This is a genomic window from Gordoniibacillus kamchatkensis, from assembly GCF_000829455.1.
Lineage (GTDB): Bacteria > Bacillota > Bacilli > Paenibacillales > NBRC-103111 > Gordoniibacillus > Gordoniibacillus kamchatkensis.
Genome location: NZ_JXAK01000067.1, coordinates 1 through 20707 on the forward strand (window position 1 = coordinate 1; position 20707 = coordinate 20707).

The 20707-nt window shown below is 60.1% G+C and carries 15 protein-coding genes, 2 tRNA genes, 1 rRNA gene and 3 pseudogenes; 20 read left to right on the top strand and 1 reads right to left on the bottom strand.

Translation table 11 applies throughout. The features are described 5' to 3' along the window. The 17 genes and pseudogenes from SD70_RS27285 to deoC form a co-directional block, all read left to right on the top strand. A 23S ribosomal RNA gene (locus SD70_RS27285) occupies window positions 1–84 on the top strand; the annotation flags it as partial. 68 nt (window positions 85–152) lie between these two features. Further along, window positions 153–235, top strand: a tRNA-Leu gene (locus SD70_RS27290). 50 nt (window positions 236–285) lie between these two features. Then, window positions 286–360 (top strand) — tRNA-Gly (locus SD70_RS27295). 66 nt (window positions 361–426) lie between these two features. Continuing rightward, window positions 427–1595: pseudogene (gene hemW, locus SD70_RS27300) on the top strand (radical SAM family heme chaperone HemW). Between the two features lie 79 nt (window positions 1596–1674). After that, window positions 1675–2160 carry an N-acetyltransferase gene (locus tag SD70_RS27305; protein WP_041051507.1) on the top strand — a complete coding sequence of 162 codons (486 nt, stop codon included), beginning with the start codon at window positions 1675–1677 and terminating at the stop codon, window positions 2158–2160. A 139-nt stretch (window positions 2161–2299) separates the two neighbouring features. Continuing rightward, a complete protein-coding gene (hrcA, locus tag SD70_RS27310) occupies window positions 2300–3328 on the top strand; it encodes a heat-inducible transcriptional repressor HrcA (RefSeq protein WP_041051508.1) in 1029 nt (342 codons plus the stop codon). Between the two features lie 151 nt (window positions 3329–3479). Continuing rightward, window positions 3480–4094, top strand: a complete 615-nt coding sequence (grpE, locus tag SD70_RS27315) for a nucleotide exchange factor GrpE (protein ID WP_041051510.1) — start codon at window positions 3480–3482, stop codon at window positions 4092–4094. A gap of 26 nt (window positions 4095–4120) precedes the next feature. Continuing rightward, window positions 4121–5959 carry a molecular chaperone DnaK gene (gene dnaK / locus SD70_RS27320; RefSeq protein ID WP_041051512.1) on the top strand — a complete coding sequence of 613 codons (1839 nt, stop codon included), beginning with the start codon at window positions 4121–4123 and terminating at the stop codon, window positions 5957–5959. 184 nt (window positions 5960–6143) lie between these two features. Further along, window positions 6144–7268: a molecular chaperone DnaJ gene (gene dnaJ / locus SD70_RS27325; RefSeq protein ID WP_041051514.1), complete on the top strand. Its 1125-nt coding sequence runs from the start codon at window positions 6144–6146 to the stop codon at window positions 7266–7268. A 164-nt stretch (window positions 7269–7432) separates the two neighbouring features. Beyond that, window positions 7433–7585, top strand: coding sequence for a YfhD family protein (locus SD70_RS35395; protein ID WP_082053704.1), 153 nt, complete (start codon window positions 7433–7435; stop codon window positions 7583–7585). A gap of 14 nt (window positions 7586–7599) precedes the next feature. Then, a complete protein-coding gene (locus SD70_RS27330) occupies window positions 7600–7977 on the top strand; it encodes a hypothetical protein (RefSeq protein WP_041051515.1) in 378 nt (125 codons plus the stop codon). A 32-nt stretch (window positions 7978–8009) separates the two neighbouring features. After that, complete coding sequence (locus SD70_RS27335) at window positions 8010–8873, top strand: alpha/beta fold hydrolase (RefSeq protein ID WP_041051517.1); 864 nt, start codon at window positions 8010–8012, stop codon at window positions 8871–8873. Between the two features lie 138 nt (window positions 8874–9011). Continuing rightward, window positions 9012–9980: a 50S ribosomal protein L11 methyltransferase gene (prmA, locus tag SD70_RS27340; RefSeq protein ID WP_041051527.1), complete on the top strand. Its 969-nt coding sequence runs from the start codon at window positions 9012–9014 to the stop codon at window positions 9978–9980. A gap of 10 nt (window positions 9981–9990) precedes the next feature. Continuing rightward, window positions 9991–10692, top strand: a complete 702-nt coding sequence (locus tag SD70_RS27345) for a site-2 protease family protein (protein ID WP_041051519.1) — start codon at window positions 9991–9993, stop codon at window positions 10690–10692. A 99-nt stretch (window positions 10693–10791) separates the two neighbouring features. Further along, window positions 10792–11697: an RsmE family RNA methyltransferase gene (locus SD70_RS27350; protein ID WP_041051520.1), complete on the top strand. Its 906-nt coding sequence runs from the start codon at window positions 10792–10794 to the stop codon at window positions 11695–11697. Between the two features lies 1 nt (window position 11698). Then, a complete protein-coding gene (gene mtaB / locus SD70_RS27355) occupies window positions 11699–13168 on the top strand; it encodes a tRNA (N(6)-L-threonylcarbamoyladenosine(37)-C(2))-methylthiotransferase MtaB (RefSeq protein WP_052487937.1) in 1470 nt (489 codons plus the stop codon). A 260-nt stretch (window positions 13169–13428) separates the two neighbouring features. After that, a complete protein-coding gene (gene deoC, locus SD70_RS27360) occupies window positions 13429–14121 on the top strand; it encodes a deoxyribose-phosphate aldolase (RefSeq protein ID WP_041051522.1) in 693 nt (230 codons plus the stop codon). Here deoC and SD70_RS27365 read toward each other — a convergent pair. Beyond that, on the bottom strand, window positions 14087–15040 hold the full coding sequence (locus tag SD70_RS27365) for a Na/Pi cotransporter family protein (RefSeq protein WP_041051524.1): 954 nt from the start codon (window positions 15038–15040) through the stop codon (window positions 14087–14089). The genes deoC and SD70_RS27365 overlap by 35 nt on opposite strands. Window positions 15041–15669: 629 nt before the next feature. Between SD70_RS27365 and SD70_RS27370 the strand changes: the two are divergent. The 3 genes and pseudogenes from SD70_RS27370 to SD70_RS27380 form a co-directional block, all read left to right on the top strand. Beyond that, window positions 15670–17045, top strand: a pseudogene (locus SD70_RS27370) (class I SAM-dependent rRNA methyltransferase). Window positions 17046–17198: 153 nt separating this feature from the next. After that, window positions 17199–17675 carry a WGxxGxxG family protein gene (locus SD70_RS34035; protein WP_052487939.1) on the top strand — a complete coding sequence of 159 codons (477 nt, stop codon included), beginning with the start codon at window positions 17199–17201 and terminating at the stop codon, window positions 17673–17675. Between the two features lie 118 nt (window positions 17676–17793). Further along, window positions 17794–20652: pseudogene (locus SD70_RS27380) on the top strand (PD-(D/E)XK nuclease family protein); the annotation flags it as partial. Window positions 20653–20707 lie beyond the last annotated feature (55 nt).

The following is a 20707-nucleotide window of genomic DNA, read 5'->3' on the forward strand; positions in this document are numbered from 1 at the left end:
TAGACGACGAGGTTGATAGGTTCGAGGTGGAAGCGCAGCAATGCGTGGAGCTGACGAATACTAATCGGTCGAGGGCTTATCCAAAACATAGAGCTTCTATTGCGCAACGTTTCGTATCTAGTTTTCAGGGAGCAAATCTCCCTAATTCATATGCGGTCGTGGTGGAACGGCAGACACACCATCTTGAGGGGGTGGCGGGCGCAAGCCCGTGTGGGTTCAAATCCCACCGACCGCATACTTAACACATTTGCAACATGGCACATATCATGCTATGATATACGTCGTGCGGAAGTGGCTCAGGGGTAGAGCATCGCCTTGCCAAGGCGAGGGTCGCGGGTTCGAATCCCGTCTTCCGCTCCAACAACGAAACCGAAAGCCAGAGGGTAGCCTCGTGGCTTTATTTGTTTATATGGAGGAAAATGCCCGATGTCCCCTTTCATTCAATCGGCGCCTAAAGCCGTTTATATTCATATCCCGTTCTGCACAAACAAATGCCACTACTGCGATTTCAACTCTTACGTATTGAAAGGGCAGCCGGTTGCGGATTACCTTGATGCGCTCGAACGCGAGATGGCGCTCACGGTTGCAGCCGTGCCGCCCGGGCGGATCGAGACTGTGTTCGTAGGAGGCGGAACGCCGACCGTGCTGTTGCCCGACCAGATGGAGCGGTTCCTGACGATGGTGGCGCGGCATTTTCCGCTGGATGATCCTAACCTCGAATTTACGATGGAAGCGAATCCGGGTACGACCGACGAAGACAAGCTCGCTGTCATGAAGGCCGGCGGCGTAAACCGGATCAGTTTCGGCGTGCAGTCGTTCGACAACGGCTTGCTGCACAAAATCGGGCGCATCCATAATACCGACGACGTATACCGCAGCCTGGAAAACGCCCGCAAGCTTGGATTCGATAACTTATCTATCGACTTGATGTTCGGGCTGCCGGGACAGACGACGGAGCATATGCGGCAATCGCTGGACGCTGCACTCAAGCTCGAGCTTCGGCATTACTCGTTGTACAGCCTCAAAGTGGAGGAAAACACGCTGTTCCATACGCTGTATCAGAAAGGACAGCTGCCGCTGCCAAGCGAGGAAGAGGAAGTGGAAATGTTCCTCATGATTCGAGAACGGCTGCAGCAGGCCGGCTATGAGCAATATGAAATCAGCAATTTTGCCAAGCCGGGCTATGAGAGCAGGCATAATACGACCTACTGGCGCAACGAGAGCTACTACGGGCTCGGCGCAGGGGCACACGGTTACGTAAGCAGGCAGCGCCACGTCAACGTGAAAGGGATCGCCGACTATATCGCCGCGGCGCAAGGCGGGTTGCCTATCATGGAAAAGGAGACGGTGAGCGAAGCGGAAGCGATGGAAGATTTCATGATGGTCGGACTGCGGCTGCTTCGCGGCGTGCGGCGGGACGATTTTGCCCGGCAGTTCGGCGGAGCGGCGTGGATGAAATATTCGGCGCGAAGCTAGGCAAGCTGCAGGCAAGCGGACTTTTGGAAAGTACGGAGGACGGATACCGGCTTACGGAGCAAGGACTTCTGCTGGGCAACGAGGTGTTCGCCGAATTTGTCGGAGCCTTGACAGAGTAAAAAATCCGCTTTTCAAACTATTCGTTTTGTTGTATATTTATTCATATTTCATTTTTGGCATCGATAGGTGGGATCTCCGGTGAAGACGGGTACGGTAGCTTGCCGCAAGGCGACGGAACGCGATTTGGACACGTTGTACCGCATTATTCAAGGCTACGCGGAGCAAGGCATTATGCTGCCGCGTTCGCGGGAAATGCTGCAGGAGCAAATAGAGACGTTCGTAGTCGCCGAAATCGACGACGAGCTTGTCGGCTGCGGGGCTCTGACGCGGCTTGGGCCCGATTTGGTGGAGATCCGCTCGCTCGGAGTTACCGACGGTCATAAAGGACAAGGCATCGGCAACAAGCTGATCGCTGCGCTCGTGGAAGAAGCGGCCAGGCTAGGCATCGCCAAAGTGATGGCGCTCACTTATGAGGTGTCGTTTTTTCAGCGCAACGGTTTTACGATCGTGCCGAAGGACGTTTTTCCGGAGAAGGTGTGGAAAGACTGCATGAATTGCAAAAAACGTTTTGCCTGCGACGAGATTGCCGTGCTGCGGCGCCTGGAAGCAAAGCCGGAAGTGTGAGACTCCAGCGCAGGGCGGCGCCTCAAACCGGTTATCCTTGCTTGACAACAGGCCTTCGGGTCTGTTATTTTTGTGATAGTGATTAGCACTCATCTCGGCAGAGTGCTAACGACAAGCCCGCAAGGAGGAGGACTTCCCTATGTTGTCGGAGCGTCAGCGTATGATTCTTAGTGCCATTGTCGATGATTATATTCGTTCCGCAGAGCCGATCGGCTCCCGCAGCATTTCGAAGCGCGGCAACGTCGGGTTTAGTCCTGCTACGATCCGCAACGAAATGTCCGATCTCGAGGAGATGGGCTTTTTGGAGCAGCCGCATACGTCGGCCGGGCGCATTCCGTCGCAAAAAGGCTATCGCTATTATGTCGACCATCTCATCCAGCATGGGACGCTCACTCCGCATGAGCTGAACGTCATCAAGCTGTTTTTCGCCGAGAAAATCGACCGGATGGAGCAGGTCATTCAGCACGTCGCATCCGTTTTGTCGAGCTTGACCAACTATACGTCGATTGTCGTCGGGCCCGAGGTGCTCAGCACGACGCTCAAGCATATTCAGCTCGTGCCGCTGAACGAAAGCCAGGCGGTAGCGATCATCGTCACCAACACGGGACAAGTGGAAAACAAAACGTTCACGATCCCCGAAGGATTGTCTATGGCCGAGCTGGAAAAAGTCGTCAACATTTTGAATGCGCGGCTGCAAGGCGTGCCGCTGCTGCAATTTCGCACGAAGCTGTTCAGCGAAGTGGCAAGCGAGCTGAGCCGTTACGCTTCCGGGCACGACAAACTGCTGCGCGAGCTGGAGAAAGTCGTGAACAAGGACGAAGAGAACCGCATTTTCCTTAGCGGTACGACGAACATGCTGACGCAGCCGGAATTCCGCGACGTAGATAAAGTGAAGAGCTTGCTCGATCTGCTGGAGGCTCCGCCGTCTCTTATCCGCCTGGTTGCATCGTCCCATCAAGGCGGAATACAAGTGCGTATCGGTTCGGAAAACAGCATGGAGGCCGTCAACGATTGTTCGCTCATCACGGCGACGTATTCCATCGGCGACCAATTTCTGGGCACGATCGGGGTACTCGGTCCGACACGGATGGAATATGCGAAAGTGATGAGTTTGCTCGACCACGTTTCGAAAAATCTCGCCGTCGTATTGGGACGCTGGTACGGCTGAGCCGTACGGCGTCTCTCCCCGTCTGGCGATTCGCAGCTGCGCGGCCGGCGCCCAAGCTGCCAACAATCGCAAAAGGCGAACGCAGTCTTGAGCGTCCCGGTTAGGGAAACAATAAATTCGAACAGTAACTTTATAAGGGGGTGAACTCTCATTGAGTACAGATAATACGAAGACGCAAGCGGACGCTACATATGAAACCGAAGCGGAAACGGAAGCGTCCCGGCAGGCCGAAGCGAACGCGGAAGCCGCACAAGACGGCGCCAAGGTGCAAGAGCCGGAAGCCTCGCAGGAGCAAAATGGTGCGCAAGATCCGGTAGCGGCGCAAATGGAAGAGCTGCGCAAGCTAGCTGAAGAGAACTATCAACGTTTTCTGCGCGCGCAGGCGGATTTCGACAATTTCCGGCGCCGGGCGCGTCAGGAGAAAGAAGACTTCGCCAAATACGCGTCATTGAAGCTGATCGAGCAGCTGCTTCCGGTCGTCGACAACTTTGGCCGCGCTATCGCTGCAAGCAAGGAAAACCGCGATTTCGACGCATTGCTGAAAGGGCTCGACATGACGTACCGCCAGCTCGACCAAGTGCTCTCCCAAGAAGGCTTGGCGCCGATCGAAGCGGTCGGCCAGCCGTTCAACCCCGAGCTTCATCAAGCAGTGATGCAGGTTGAGTCGGAAGAGCATGAAGAAGGCATCGTGGTCGAGGAGCTGCAGAAAGGCTATATGCTGAAAGATAAAGTGATCCGCCCGGCCATGGTCAAGGTCAGCGTTTAATTATACTATCAAGGAGGGGTTTTCCCATGAGTAAAGTTATCGGTATCGACTTAGGTACGACAAACTCCTGCGTGGCGGTCATGGAAGGCGGCGAAGCCGTCGTCATCCCTAACGCCGAAGGCAACCGTACGACGCCTTCCGTCGTCGGCTTCAAAAAAGACGGCGAGCGCATCGTCGGCGAGACGGCGAAGCGCCAGGCGATTACGAATCCGGACCGCACGGTCATTTCGATTAAGCGCCATATGGGCACCAACCATAAAGTGACGATCGACGACAAAAGCTACACGCCGCAAGAAATTTCGGCGATGATTTTGCAAAAGCTGAAAGCCGATGCGGAAGCTTACCTGGGACAAACGGTAACGCAAGCGGTCATTACCGTTCCGGCGTATTTCAACGACAGCCAGCGCCAGGCAACGAAGGACGCGGGCAAAATCGCCGGCCTCGAAGTGCTCCGCATCGTCAACGAGCCGACGGCGGCGGCGCTCGCCTACGGTCTCGATAAAGACGCGGACCAAACGATTCTCGTTTACGACCTTGGCGGCGGTACGTTCGACGTCTCGATCCTCGAGCTCGGCGACGGCATTTTCGAGGTCAAAGCAACGAGCGGCGACAACCGTCTCGGCGGCGACGATTTTGACCAGACGATCATCGATTACCTCGTAGCCGAGTTCAAGAAAGAGCACGGCATCGACCTCAGCAAGGACAAAGCGGCGGTACAGCGCCTGAAAGACGCCGCGGAAAAGGCGAAAAAAGAGCTGTCCGGCGTGCTGACGACGACGATCTCGTTGCCGTTCATCACCGTTGTCGACGGCGTTCCGCAGCACTTGGAAGTCAACATGACCCGGGCCAAGTTCGAGGAAATCAGCGCGCATCTGGTAGAGCGCACGATGGGCCCGACGCGCCAGGCGCTGTCCGATGCCGGCATGACGCCGAACGATATCGACAAAATCGTGCTCGTCGGCGGTTCGACGCGCATTCCCGCCGTTCAGGACGCCATTAAGCGCCTGCTCGGCAAAGAGCCGTACAAAGGCGTCAACCCGGACGAAGTGGTGGCGGTCGGCGCCGCAATTCAAGCCGGCGTTCTGACCGGCGACGTGAAAGACGTCGTGCTGCTGGACGTTACTCCGCTGTCGCTCGGCATCGAAACTGCAGGCGGCGTGTTCACTAAAATGATCGACCGCAATACGACGATTCCGACGAGCAAGTCGCAAATCTTTTCGACGTTCGCGGACAACCAGACGAGCGTGGAAATTCACGTGCTGCAAGGCGAGCGCGCGATGGCAGCGGACAACAAAACGCTCGGCCGCTTTATGCTCGGCGACATCCCGCCGGCGCCGCGCGGCATTCCGCAAATCGAAGTGACGTTCGACATCGACGCCAACGGCATCGTGAACGTATCGGCTGTCGATAAAGGCACGGGCAAGAGCCAAAAAATTACGATCACCTCGTCCAGCGGCTTGAGCTCGGACGAAATCGACCGCATGATGAAGGACGCCGAGTCCCACGCCGAGGAAGACCGCAAGCGGAAAGAGCTCGTCGAAGCCCGCAACCAGGCCGATCAGCTGGTCTACACCGTTGACAAAACGATCAAGGATCTCGGCGACAAAGTCGACCAGGGCGAAATCGAGAAAGCGAACGCAGCGAAAGATAAATTGAAGCAAGCGCTCGAAGGCAACGATCTCGAAACGATCAAAAAAGCGACGGAAGAGCTGACGCAAGTCGTGCAGCAGCTGTCCGTGAAGCTGTATGAGCAGGCAGCGCAGGCGCAGCAGGGCGCAGGAGCGGCAGGCGGCGGTGACGCGGCTGGCAAAGGTCGCGACAACGTCGTGGATGCCGATTACGAAGTCGTTGACGATAAGAAGTAATCCGTTGTAAGGTAACAGGTAGGGCCGCGGGCAGCCGCGGCTCTGCACGCGTAAAGGAGCCGGTTCAAATCTGTTCCTTTCGCACCAAAGTTACCTATACAGCCGAGCCGCGCCGGGCCACCGTGTCCGCGCGGAACTTTTGTCCCCGCGCGGCGGCGGCATCAATGGGAGTGGAACGATTCACATGAGCAAACGGGATTACTATGAAGTGCTAGGCGTTTCCAAAGACGCTTCGCCAGAAGATATCAAGAAAGCTTATCGCAGGCTTGCGCGCGAATACCATCCGGACGTGAACAAGGCCCCCGACGCGGAGGCGAAGTTCAAGGAAGCGAAGGAAGCGTACGACGTCCTAAGCGACGAGCAGAAGAAGGCGACCTACGACCGGTTCGGCCACGTCGACCCGAACCAGGGAATGGGAGGGGGCGGCTTTGGCGGCGGCGCCGACTTCGGCGGCTTCGGCGACATTTTCGACATGTTTTTCGGCGGCGGCCAGCAGCGGCGCAATCCGAATGCGCCTCATCGCGGAAGCGATCTGCAGTACAACTTGACGATCGAGTTCAAGGAAGCCGTGTTCGGCAAGGAAATGGATCTGCACATTCCCCGCACCGAAACGTGCGACACGTGTCACGGCTCCGGCGCGAAGCCGGGGACGCATCCCGATACGTGTCCCGTCTGCCGCGGCACCGGCCAGCAGGAAGTCGTGCAGAACACCGCGTTCGGCCGCATCGTGAACCGCCGCGTCTGCACGCACTGCAACGGCCAGGGCAAAATCGTCAAAGATAAATGCGGCACATGCCACGGCACAGGGAAAGTGAAACGGCAGCGCACGATTCACATTAAAATTCCGGCCGGCGTCGACGACGGCGCGCAGCTGCGAGTCTCCGGCGAAGGCGAAGCAGGCACTCGCGGCGGGCCTCCGGGCGACCTGTACGTCGTTATTCGCGTTAAGGCGCACGACTTTTTCGAGCGCGAAGGCGACGATATTTACTGCGAAGTGCCGCTCACGTTCGCGCAGGCGGCGCTCGGCGACGAGATCGAAATTCCGACGCTGACGGAGAAAGTGAAGCTGAAAATTCCGCCCGGTACGCAGACCGATACGTATTTCCGCCTCAAAGGGAAGGGCGTGCCGCGGCTGCGCGGCTACGGCCAGGGCGACCAGCACGTCAAAGTCGTCGTCGTTACGCCGACGAACTTGAACGAAGAGCAGAAAGATTTGCTTCGCGAATTCGCCAAGCTGAGCGGCGAGCATACGCATGAGCAGCAGCAATCCATTTTCGAGCGGATGAAGAAGGCCTTTTTAGGCGAATAACCGCTTCATATCGGCAGTGGCAAGCCTTCCCGCGTTCCGCATGACGGAACGGGGAGGGCTTTTTTGCATTCGCGGCGTTATCGTACAGGCAAAACAGCATAAATTTAGGCGCGGCTAGGGACACTATCGGATAGTCTACGATCAGAAAAGGAGCTGTCTGTCCGATGAACGAAACGAACCGCCGGCACCAGAAAACGGCACGCCAGTTGCCGGTAGCGAAAAATGAAGACGTTCAGTACGATGCGGAGTTCGCCGATGAAGACGATAAAGAAGCAGCGGAGCGGGCGCACGAAGCGGACGCTCGGCAGCAGCAATAGGGGGCTCTTGCGATATGGGAGAACGAGCGATTTTGGCTTATTTCAACAGCCCCGAGCAGGCTGAAGGCGTCGCTTCCAAATTGCGGGCGCTGCGCGTCGAAACGATTCAAATCGACCGGATCAGCCATTACCCAAGCGATAGCGATATGGGCGTCGATCACGTCATGAATCCGATCAATGGCGATTTTCCGAGTCTGGGCTCGCTGACGCTTAACGCCGGCTTCAATTCCCGCGAGGCGGCCATTTTGGCTGCCGCCGATCCGAGCGCGTACAGCATGAGCGGCGGCGGCAATCTGGACACAGGCCGGGACATTCTGCTTACGGCCGTAGTCAACGAGAATGTGTACGAACAGGCTCTGCGCGTGTGCGAGCAGAGCGGGGGACTTGTATAAGCCTCAAGCCAACGATACGGAGGTAACGTAATATGCCTATCGCGCACGTGAACGGTACGGCTTTGCACTATCATGTGAAAGGCTCCGGCGCGCCGATCGTCATGATTCACCCGCCGCTCATCACCTCGGCGATTTTCCGGTATCAGCAAGTGCAGCTGTCCGACGAATTCAAAATCATCACGTTCGATATTCGCGGCCACGGCCATAGCGCCCATTCCGACGAGCCGGTCACGTACCCGCTCATCGTGTCCGACATTATCGCGCTGCTTGACTATTTAGAGCTGCCCCATGCGCATCTGTGCGGCTACTCGACCGGCGGCTCGATCGTGCTCGAAGCGCTGCTGGAAGCCCCGACCCGCTTCCTGAGCGGCGTCGTCGCCGTCGGCATGTCGGAGGCGCGGGACTGGTTTTTGCGCGGCAGAATCAAGGGCGCGGAGCTGCTCTCGTCGCCGCTGCTGATCCGGCTGCTGACGCTCGGGGTCACCTTCGGCAACTCGGATATGGGCCTCACGTTCAAAAACTTGTTCAAGCATGCACGCTACGGGAACATCGACAACGTCCGGCAATATTTCGGCTACAGCCTCGACTACAACTGCACGGACCGGGTGCATCATATCGAGCATCCGCTGCTGCTCATGTACGGGCAAAACGACAAGCGGTTCGAAGCTTACGCCGAAATGATTTTGCAGCGGCTTCCGCACGCCAAGCGGGCGGTCATCCGCGACGCCGGCCATTACTTGTTCACGAAAGACGCGGGCAAAACGAACGAGGTGCTGCGCGCCTGGTACCGCCACGCCGAAAATGTGCTGCACGGCAAGCCGCGCCCTTATGTAGCGGAAGCATCGCCGCTTATGCCGGCTGAGGATGTACAGGAGCCGGTCCACCCGAACGTTTGACTCAAAAATGCTTCGGAGTCCCGATAGGGGCTCCGGAGCATTTTGCGCCTAAGGGCCCTTCGGCAAATGTTTGGAACCTTGCGGCAAGTGTAGTACAATAGGCGTGTTGCGAACGAGACAGGGGGCATGGCTGAAACGATGAAATGGCATGAGATTACCGTCCATACGACTGCCGAAGCGGTCGAGATGGCTTCCAATTTTTTGCATGAACTCGGTGCCGGCGGGGTGACGATCGAGGAGTGGGAGCCGCCGGACAAGCCGCGCGACACGTCGCTGGGGCAATGGTACGAGCTGCTGCCTTCGAGCGTTCCCGAAGGCCGGGCTGTGCTGCAAGGCTACTATGTGGAAGGCACGGACCTGGAGGAAGTGCTGGCCGAGCTGAAACGCCGCATGGCGGAGCTGGCCGACTACGGCATCGACACCGGCAATCCGGAGTATGCGGTGCGGCTCGTCGACGAGCAGGACTGGGCGAATGCATGGAAGCAGTATTTCAAGCCGCTGCGCGTCACCGAGCGATTGACGATCAAGCCGACGTGGGAGCCGTACGACGCCTCCCCGAATGAAATCGTGCTGGAACTCGATCCGGGCATGGCGTTCGGGACGGGCACGCATGCAACGACGTCGCTTTGCTTGAAAGCGCTCGAGCAAGTCATCCGGCCGAGCGACGACGTGATCGACGTCGGCACCGGCTCGGGCGTGCTGGCGATCGCTGCTGCCAAGCTAGGCGCGCGGCACGTATTGGCGCTCGACCTCGACCCGGTCGCCGTCTCCAGCGCTACGGAGAACGTTCGCCTGAACGGGCTGGAGGAAGCGATTACGGTGCGCCACAGCGATTTGCTGCAGGCGCTTAAAGACAGCGGCAGCGGCGAAAGCGTCGGCGTGCGGATGCCGGTGCAAGTCGTGGTCGCCAACATTTTGGCGGAAATCATTCTGCTCTTTATCGACGATGTCGCGCAGGTGCTGCCATCGGGCGGGCGATATATCGTAAGCGGCATAATTACGGCCAAAGAACAAATCATTGAAGAAGCGCTCAGCGCCGCCGGGTTCGGGATCGAGAGCAAAGACAGCGATCAAGACTGGGTCGTGTTCGTCGCCAGGAAGAAGTAGGGAGGGCCATATGACATTCGGCAATTTTTTGGCTTTTCCGCTCGATCAGCTGCCTTTTATTGTCCTGGTGCTGATCATCTCGTTCACTGTGCACGAATTTGCGCATGCGTATACAGCTTATAAATTCGGGGATCCGACCGCCAAGCTGCTCGGCCGCGTGACGCTCAATCCGGCCGAGCACATCAGCCTGATCGGTATGATTTTTTTCGTGCTTGCCGGTTTCGGCTGGGCCAAGCCGGTGCCCGTCGATCGCAGCCGTTTCCGCAAGCCGCGGCTGATGGGCGTCATCACGACCGCAGCCGGTCCGGTCAGCAATCTCGTGCTGGCGTTCATAGGAGTGCTTGCCGTATTTGTCGTCAATCATTTCCACATGCTGGAGCATTCGACGGACGGCGTCAACTCGGCGGTTTACGTTTTTCTGCAACATTTCATCCGCACGAATCTCATATTGTTTTTGTTCAATTTAATCCCGATTCCGCCGCTGGACGGCTACCGCATCTTGTACGACATCGCTCCGCAGCGGGCCGCGCGCAGCCTTTCCCGGTACGAGCAGTGGGCCTTATACATCTTTTTGCTTCTTATTTTTATCCCGCCGCTGTCGCGCTACACGCTAGGTGTCCTGTTCCAGCTCCGTTATCCTCTCGCGGAAGCGCTGAGCTGGCCGCTCAGCCGCATATACGGGTTCGACATTCCGTGGCGGCTTCTGCTGTAAAATGCCGCCGCGCCAGTTGCTGGCAGCGGTAGCATTTTGCCCGGAAATACAGTATGATGAAGATTGCGCAATTTGGCGAATAAGGTTAGGTTGAGGCTGATGCAGCGTTATTTTGTAGCGTCCGAGCAGTGGGTCGGGTCCGACGTCACGATTGCCGGCGACGATGCGCACCATTTACTGCGCGTCATGAGGGCGGAGGTCGGCGACGTCGTGATCGCCAGCGACGGGCAGGGCCGCGAGGCCAAGGTCGAGCTTGTTGCTCTGGACAAATCCGCGGCGCGGGGAACCGTGCGGGAATGGCTGCCGCTTGAGGCGGAGCCCGCGGTCGACGTCTGGATCGGGCAAAGCTTGCCGAAAGGCGACAAGATGGAGACGGTCATCCAAAAAGGAACGGAGCTCGGCGCAGCGCGCTTCGTCCCGTTCCTGTCGGAGCGGACCGTCGTTCAGTACGATGCGAAGAAAGAAGCAAAGCGCGCCGAGCGATGGCACAAAATCGCCAAGGAAGCAGCGGAGCAGGCGCACCGCAACCGCATCCCGGCGGTCGACGGCGTACGCACGTGGAAGGAGCTGCTGCAGCTTGTCCGCGAAGCGGATGCGGCATGGCTGTGCTACGAGAAGGAAGGCGGCTACGGGCTGAAGGATGCGCTGCAGGCGTGGAAGGCGGAAGCCGCTGCGGCGGCCTCGCGCGGGGGCGCGGCGAAAGCTGCGACCGGAGGCGGTGACGCCCCCGAGGCTGCTTCAGGCGGTAGCGGCAGCGGTGTTTCGGCCGCTGTGCCGAACGCGAGTGCACGCGGTGCGGCTGGTCCGTCAGAGGCCGGCGCGAAGCCGAAGCTGCTGCTGCTCGTCGGGCCGGAAGGCGGCTTCAGCGAGAAGGAAGCGCTTGAAGCGGAAGCGGCGGGATGCCGTCCGGTCGGCCTCGGTAAACGAATATTGCGCACGGAGACGGCGGCTATGGTCGGTCTCGCGTGCATTTTATATGAAACCGGAGAGATGGGAGGAAGCTAATATGCCAACGGTAGCGTTTCATACGCTTGGCTGCAAAGTCAATTTTTACGATACGGAAGCGATTTGGCAAAAGTTCAAAAACGAAGGCTACGAGCAGGTCGATTTCGAGCAGACGGCGGACGTGTACGTGATCAATACGTGCACGGTGACGAACACCGGCGACAAGAAGAGCCGGCAAATGATCCGCCGCGCCGTGCGGCGCAATCCGGACGCGATCGTGGCCGTGACGGGCTGCTATGCGCAAACGTCGCCGGCGGAAATTATGGCAATTCCCGGCGTCGATCTCGTCATCGGGACGCAGGACCGGGAGCGGATCATTCCGCTCGTGAAGCAGTACGAGGCGGAGCGCAAGCCGATCAACGCGGTGCGCAACATTATGAAGACGCGCCAGTTCGAAGAGCTCGACGTTCCGGATTTCGCCCACCAGACGCGGGCGTTTTTGAAAATTCAGGAAGGCTGCAACAACTTCTGCACGTTCTGCATCATTCCTTGGTCGCGAGGGCTGATGCGCAGCCGCGAGCCGGAAAGCGTGCTGAAGCAGGCGCGGCTGCTCGTGGACGCGGGGTATAAGGAGATCGTGCTGACCGGCATTCATACGGGCGGCTACGGCGAAGATTTGGAAGATTACTCGCTCGCCAAGCTGCTGTGGGACCTCGACAAGGTTGAGGGACTGCGGCGCGTGCGCATTTCTTCGATCGAAGCGAGCCAAATTACGGACGAAGTGCTGGAAGTACTGAAAGCCTCCGACAAAATGTGCCGCCACCTGCACATTCCGCTCCAGGCCGGCTCCGACGAAATCCTGCGCCGCATGCGCCGCAAGTATACGACGGCCGAGTTTGCCGAGAAGCTGCGCCGCATCCGCGAAGCGATGCCGGGCGTGGCGATCACGACCGACCTGATCGTCGGCTTCCCGGGCGAGACGGAGGAGCTGTTCCGCGAAGGCTACCGGTTCATCGAAGAGATGAATTTTGCGGAAATGCACGTGTTCCCGTATTCGAAGCGGACCGGCACGCCGGCGGCGCGGATGGACGACCAGATCGACGAGGAAGCGAAAAACGAGCGCGTCCACGAGCTGATCGACTTGTCCGAGCGGAACCAGCTCGCTTACGCGCAGCAGTTTGTAGGCGAAGTGCTCGAAGTCATTCCGGAGCGCGATCAGAAGGGCCAGCTTGCCAGCGGGCAGCTGATGGGCTATTCCGACAACTACTTGCAGATCGCGTTCGAAGGCGGCGAGGAGCTGATCGGCAAAACGTGCCGCGTCCAGCTGCTGGAAGCGGACGTGAACGTGAACCGGGGGCGTCTTGTCAGCGCGGAGGAAGAGGAGCCGGGAAGTACGAGCGCGAAGGCAGCGGCGCCGGCAGGTACGGACACGGACGAAGTAGTGCCGGGAGCTACAGGCGCTGCAGGTGCGCTGACGGAGCCGGCGGTTGAGGCGGTTCCGGCGGCACAGCGGACGGCAGCTGCCGGTTAAAGCTATGCAGGCTGCTGGCCGAGCCGAAGCCCGGTTAGGCAATAGCGGAACTGCGTTCCGCTATTCGCGATAATTGCGGCGTATGGGACTAAATAACGGAATGTCGTTCCGTTATCGAGACAAAACTCGAGGGAATTTACGGTTTTGCCGGCAAATAACGGACTGCTGTTCCGCTAATTCTGGGAAATGGCGGGAAATACTACGTATAGCGGAGCCGTGTTCCGCTATCACCTTTGAAGACTGAATAAAGAGGTGTGACGATGGCTCAAGGACAAGGATTGGACCCGAAGCAGCTCGCTTCCTATATCGACCACACGCTGCTTAAGGCCGACGCCGGGCGCGCCGCTATCGAGAAGCTGTGCGCGGAGGCGAAGCAGTACGCATTTTACAGCGTATGCGTGAACGGCCAGTGGGTACCGCTGTGCAAAGAGCTGCTCGCCGGCTCGAATGTGAAAGTGGCGGTAGTGGCCGGCTTCCCGCTCGGCGCGGGACGAAGCGAAGCGAAAGCGTTCGAAGCGGCGGCTGCGGCGAAGGACGGAGCGGCCGAAATCGATATGGTGCTGGCGATCGGCTCGCTGCTGGAGCGCGATTACGCGACCGTGAAGCGCGACATCGCCCAGGTAGTTGACGCCGTGCGCGGCGCTGCGATCGTGAAGGTCATTTTGGAGACGGGCTATCTGGATGGCGAGCTGATTGCTGCGGCATGCAAGCTGTCGGAAGAAGCGGGAGCCCATTTCGTCAAAACGTCGACCGGCTTCGGGCCCGGCGGTGCGACAGTGGAGCATGTCCGGCTCATGCGGGCGTCCGTATCGCCGCAGATCGGCGTCAAAGCTTCCGGCGGCGTGCGCGACGCGCAGGCGGCGCTGGAGATGATCGAAGCCGGCGCGAACCGGCTCGGCACAAGCTCCGGGGTGGCCATCATGAACGGAATTCAAGGTTCTTCCACTTATTGAGATAGCATAGCGGCAAAGCCAGCAGCGAACATATAATGTTGAACACCGTCTGGAAGCGGGCGATTTGCCCGGCTTCGTCGGCGGAAAGCAGCGTCGTCAAGTGGAACAGCAGCCCGATCAGCGGGAAAAATAGCGCGGCGCCGCCAACATTAAGCAGCACGTGCGTCCAAGCCACGTAGCGGCCGGCTCTCGAGCCGCCGATGGAGGCGATGAGCGCGGTTACGCACGTGCCGATATTGGCGCCGAGCACGATAGCGATGCCAAGCTCCACGGATATCGCCTGGACGGAGGCGAGGCTCATCGTCAGCGCGATCGTGGCCGCGCTGGAATGGACGAGCGCGGTGACGCAGGCGCCGGCGAGAACGCCCCACAGCAGCGACTGCTGCGAGGCGGAGACGAACCAGGCGAACAAGCCGCGCTCGCGCAGCGGTCCGCCGATCGTCTGCATCATTTCCACGCCGAGCAGCACGAGCGCGAAGCCGGCGACGGCGAGCGACGCCCAGCGCAGGCTGAGCGCCCAGCGGCGGGTGTCGGCAGCCGGTATCCATGTCGCAAGCCAGACGATGCTGGCGGCGAGCAGCATCGGCACGCCTGTGCGGCCCAGCCCGAGCCCGATCAGCTCGGTGGAGAGGCAGGAGCCGATGTTGGTGCCGAGAATGACGCCGAGCGTTCCGGCGAAGCTGAGCACCCCGGCATTGACAAGGCCGATCGTGATGACAGTGACGGCCGTCGAGCTTTGCAGTACCGCGGTCAGTGCGGTGCCGGCGATAAGGCCGCGCAGCGGCGTCTTCGTGAACATTTCCAGCGTCCGCTTCAAATACGGGCCCGCCCAAGCGTGCAAGGCGCTCTCCATCAGCTTCATCCCGAACAGAAAGATGGACAATCCCGCCATAACGGGCAAAATAATCGTCATCAGCATTAGCCAGGCTAGCTCCTTTACTCGTATTACCCGTGAAACGAACCGGCCGCCTCCCGGCGACCGGCTTGTTTCATATGTATGCAAGTCCATAAGCAGGCATGTCTACACAAGGATAACGGCTTACGCCGTCCGGGCTGCCCGAGAAAGTATGGCTGCGCTGCGGATAGGGGAATGCGGGTCTCGGGCATCGCCCGCACTCGTGTTCTGATTATGCACTTGCTTCAGGCATGTAACGAATCGTATAAACGGTATGTATCTCGTATGGCACAGTTAAACAGGCTAACGAATCTCAAAAGCGCTATTTCTCCAAAGATCGTCGAATATCTATTGATTTTTGGCAAATAGCGTTTCTCAAGTTCGCTACAATTTGGAAAGGGGCTATTTTCGGTAAATTACGTCTGTCAGATTCGTTAAGAATCCCACTTAGCCTGAGACAAGCGCGGAGTTACAACTCATGTTCCCTCAGACGAGTTCAAAGGCGCACGCTACGCTCATAGGCCCACATTCCCATCCTCCGCTCCGCCTTTATCGGGAAGCCTGAATGATGGGCGAGCGGGATTGCCGCAGCGAGTTAGAGGAATAGAAGCGCAGCCTACTACATACTTGACACAGTAAGAAAGGACCGGATTATGGCCTCCGTCATTTTAACCCGCAGCCGCAAAAAGCGGCTGGAAGCCGGGCACCCGTGGGTGTTCGGCACCGAAGTCGAGGCAGTGGAAGGGGAGCCGCAGCCGGGCTCCGTCGTCGGCGTTTACGATCATGCGCGGCGCTTCCTAGCCTCGGGCTATTACAATCCGCAGTCGCAAATCCGCGTCCGCGTCGTCGACTATAAGCCGCTCGCGGACATGGACGCGGCGTTTTTCCGCGCCCGCTTCGAGCGGTGCAAGGACTACAGGAGCCGCTTTGTGCCGGAAGCCGAGGCGTGCCGGCTCGTGTACGGGGAAGCGGACCTTTTGCCGGGCCTTATCGTCGATAAATTCGGAGATGTGCTCGTCGTGCAAATACTGACCTCGGCATGGATGTGCGGCGGGAGGCGATCGTCAGCGGCCTCGTCGACGTTTTTGCGCCGCTGGGTATTTATGAGCGAAGCGACGTCCCGGTGCGCGAACTGGAAGGGCTGCCGCAGCGGACCGGCGTGCTGTACGGGGAATGTCCCCGCCACGTGCGGATCGAAGAGAACGGGCTGCAGCTGGAAGTCGATATCGAGCAAGGCCAGAAAACGGGCTATTTCTTCGACCAGCGCGAAAATCGAGCTTTGCTGAAGCCGCTCATGACCGGATGGGGACGGCGCAGCGGCATCGAGCTGCGCGCCGTCGCAGGCCCCGACGGTTCCGCTGCAACGGCGCCGTTCAACGCTTCCGGCAAAGAAGTGACGTTCCCGTATTGGGACGGAGCGACGGTGCTCGAATGTTTTTCGCATACGGGCAGCTTTACGCTGCATGCGTGCAAGTACGGAGCGAAAAAGGTAACGTGTCTCGACATTTCCGAGCACGCGATCGAAAGCGCGCGCCGCAATGTGGAGCTGAACGGGTTTACGGACCGCGTCGAGTTCGTCGTCGCCGATGCCTTCGATTATTTGCGCAAACAAGTGCATGGGCTGGAGGAACGCCGGCGCCGGGCGGCAGCCGGGTCGAGCGGCAAAATCGACACGTCGCAGCCGCTGCCGGCGGAAGGGCGCACGTGGGACGTTGTCATCCTCGACCCGCCGGCGTTCGCCAAAAACCGCCGGGCGGTAGAAGGGGCGTGCCGCGGCTACAAGGACATCAACCTGCACGGCATGAAGCTCGTTAACGAAGGGGGTTTCCTCGTCACCGCGAGCTGTTCGTATCACGTCCGCCCCGATCTGTTTCTGGAGACGATCCAGGACGCTGCGGCCGATGCCGGCAAGCAGCTCCGTCTCGTCGAGTTTCGCGGCGCGGGAAAAGACCATCCGCAGCTGCTTGGCGTCGAAGAAGGAAACTATTTGAAGTTTGCCGTTTTTGAGGTGCGTTCCCGCGGGGTGTAAGAACGGCGAGGACGGTTATGCGCCGCTAGTCGCCGTTGGGGGAACTTGCGGGAGCCGCGGCGAAGGCCGGACGGTGCCCGGATAAAAGCGGCCCCTGCAGCTCAAGCTAAGTTTGTCAGAAGCGACAACTTGAGCCTCAGGAGGAAATTCGCGATGAAGAAACGGTATACCATAGCAGCGGGAGCGCTGCTGCTGTCGGCCAGCTTGGCGCTGCCTGCGTACGCGGAGACTCCGTCCGCGAGCGGGGCGGCCGGGACGACGCCCGGGAGCGCTGCGAAAGGCGCCGACCCGTCCGGCACGATGAACCGGGCGGCGGGCCAAACGGGCGCGTACGGCAAGACGCCGAGCGGATTGCCGGCTGCCGGAGTCGGCGCGGCCTCGACCGCCGCTACCGGCACGACGCCGGGAGTCGGTTCGACCGGAACCGGCACGAACAACGACGGCACGCGCGGCAACTACTCGCCCGGCACGTCGTTCACGGGAACGTACGGCAGCGGTACCGACGGCTCCAATACGGTGTACGCCAGCTCTGCCGGCACTCCGGAAAGATCGTGGGGCTGGCTCGGCTTCATCGGCTTGCTCGGCCTGATCGGCCTGGCCGGCCGCCGCCGCGAGAAAGGCACGTCGTGATCGAAAGTTGATGAAAGCCTCTGCACCACGTCCGCGGGACGGGTGCGGAGGCTTTTTTGCCGTCGCCGAACAATTGGAAACCGCGATAGCGCGAACTGTCCGGGGAAAATATGATAAAATGAACTCTATCAATCTATCTAGCGAATACCGAAGCGAGGGTGGCAGGGTGGCCGTACGATGGATTATAGGAAGGGCGGGAAGCGGCAAAACGCAGCGCTGCTTGGACGAGGTGCGGCAGCGGCTGCTGGAGGAGCCGAACGGCCCGCCGCTCATTATGCTCGTGCCGGAGCAGGCGACGTTTCAGGCCGAGTATGCGCTCGTGAACAGTCCGGGGCTGGGGGGAATGATTCGCGCCCAGGCGATCAGCTTTCACCGGCTGGCATGGCGCATTATGCAGGAAGAGGGCGGCACGGCGCGGGTGCCGATCGACGAGGTCGGCAAAAAGCTGCTGCTGCACAAACTATTACATAAGCATCGCGAACAATTGCGTTATTTTCATACAGGAATGGAGCAAATGGGCTTCGCCGCCAAGCTGAACGAGCTGCTGACCGAACTGAAGCGCTACGGGGTGTCGGCCGCCGAACTCGAAACGTACGCGCGGGAGGAGCAGGACGAAGCCGAAGTGCGGGCCGGAGGCCGCGGCTGGCTGCAGGACAAGCTGCACGATGTCAAGCTGCTGTATAAAGAGCTGGAGATAGAGCTTGGCAAGCAGTATCTCGACGGCGAAGACGTGCTGGCGCTGCTCATTAGGCAAACGGAGCGCTCCGGCTGGCTTCGAGCTGCGGACATTTGGATCGACGGCTTCCACGGCTTTACGCCGATGGAGCTTGCCGCCGTCGAAGGGCTGATGCGACATGCGCGCAGCGTGACGATTACGCTGTGCCTCGACCGGTTGTACGAGGCCGGAGAGACGATCGACGAGCTGATCTTGTTTCACAAAACGGCTCGCACTTGCATCCAGCTGCAGGAGCGCATCGCCGCCAGCGGCGCCGAAGTGGCCGAAACGATCGTGTTGCCGGAAAGGCCGGGCGAACCGCTGCCCCGGTATCGCCGCAGTCCGGCGCTCGCTCATTTGGAGCGCAATTTCGAGCGCCGGTTCGGGCGCCATGCGCCTGCTTACCGCCCGGACCCGCAGGGGGAGGAGGAGCAGCTCGTCCTGCGCGCCGCCGCCAGCCGACGGGCGGAAGTCGAAGGCGCAGCGCGCGACATGGTGCGGCTCGCCCGCGAGCACGGCGTTCGCTGGCGCGACATGGCGATTATGGTGCGCAGCCTGGAAGGATACCGCGATTTGCTCGAGACGGCGCTGAGCGATTACGGCATCCCTCATTTTTTTGACGAGAAACGGCCGGTACTGCATCACCCGCTTGTCGAGCTGATCCGCTCGGCGTTGGAAGTCGTAGAGCGGCGCTGGCCTTACGACGCCGTGTTCCGCTGCGTCAAAACGGAGCTGCTGCTGCCGTTCGGGAGCGGAACCGATGAGGAAGCGCACGAGCCGGCGGCGGAATTCGGGCTCGACATGCTGCGGCAAGGGATGGACAAGCTCGAGAACGTTGTGCTCGCCTACGGCGTATACGGCAGCCGCTGGACGGACGGCCAGCCGTGGAGCTTCCTGCGGCGCGAACCGGCCGAAGGGGAACCGGCGGAGCGCATAGCCCGGCGCGACAAGGAGACGCAGCTGGTCGAAGCGTGCCGGGCGATCGTCGCCCGCGCCCTGCTGCCGTTCGAGCGGGCCGTTAAAGCGGCATCGACCGTGCGCGAGCGGACGGAGGCGGTCATGGCGCTGCTGCTGGCGCTGCGCGTCCCGGAAAAGCTGGAAGCGTGGAGCGAAGAGGCACTGCGGGCGGGCCGGCCGGCCAAAGCGCGCGAGCATTCGCAGCTGTGGGGCGCCGTGATGGATATGTTCGACCAGCTTGTCGAGCTGGCCGGCGAAGAGGAGGCGTCGCTCAAGCTGTACGCTTCGCTGCTGGACGAAGGGCTGGAAAGCATCAAGCTTGGACTCGTGCCGCCGTCGCTCGACCAAGTGCTGATCGGCTCGATGGACCGCACCCGTTCCGGCGAAGTGAAGTATGCGTATTTGCTGGGCGTCAGCGACGGCGTCGTCCCCGCCAAGCTGAGCGAGGACGGCGTGCTCACGGAGCAGGAGCGGGCGCTCTTGACGGAACGCGGGCTGCCGCTCGCCGAGGACAGCAGGCGCAAGCTGCTGGACGAGCAGTTCGTTATTTATACGGCGCTGACGGTGCCGAGCCGCCGGCTGTGGATTTCGTATCCGCAAGCCGACGAGGAGGGCAAAGCGCTGCTGCCGTCCGAAATCGTGCCGCAGCTGCGGCCGCTGTTTCCGTCGGTGCGCGAACAGCTGCTGCCGGCCGAGCCGTCGCCGCAGGACGATGATGCCAGGCAGGCGGCATTCATTGCGGGACCGGGGCGGACGCTGTCGCATTTGTCGGTGCAGCTGAAGCGGTGGCTGCAGGGAGAGAAGATGTCTCCGGTATGGTGGGCGGCTTACAATTGGCTGGCCCGGCATGACCGGTGGCGGGATCGGCTCGGTATTGCCGTAGCGGCGCTATTTTATGTGAACCGGGAGTTCGAGCTGACCGGCGGCACGTGCATGTCGCTCTACGGAGAGCGGCTGCAGGCGAGCGTGTCGCGCATGGAGACGTTCGCCGCCTGTCCGTTCGCACACTATGCCTCCTACGGCTTGCGCCTTCAGGAGCGCCGCCTGTACCGGCTTGAGGCGCCGGATATCGGACAGCTGTATCACGCCGCTTTGAACGAGCTCGCGCGCGGCTTGCAGGCGCAAGGGCTCGAATGGGGCGCGCTGGCGCCGGACGAGCTGCGGCGCCGAACGGCGGCCGTAGTCGACAGCTTGGCGCCGCAGCTGCAAGGACAAATTTTGCTGAGCTCCAGCAGGTTCGGCTACATATCGCACAAGCTGAAAGGGATCGTCGGCCGCGCTGCCGCCATGCTCGGCGAACATGCCCGCAAGGGCGAGTTCAAGCCGCTCGGCCTCGAGGTCGATTTCGGTCCGGGCCGGC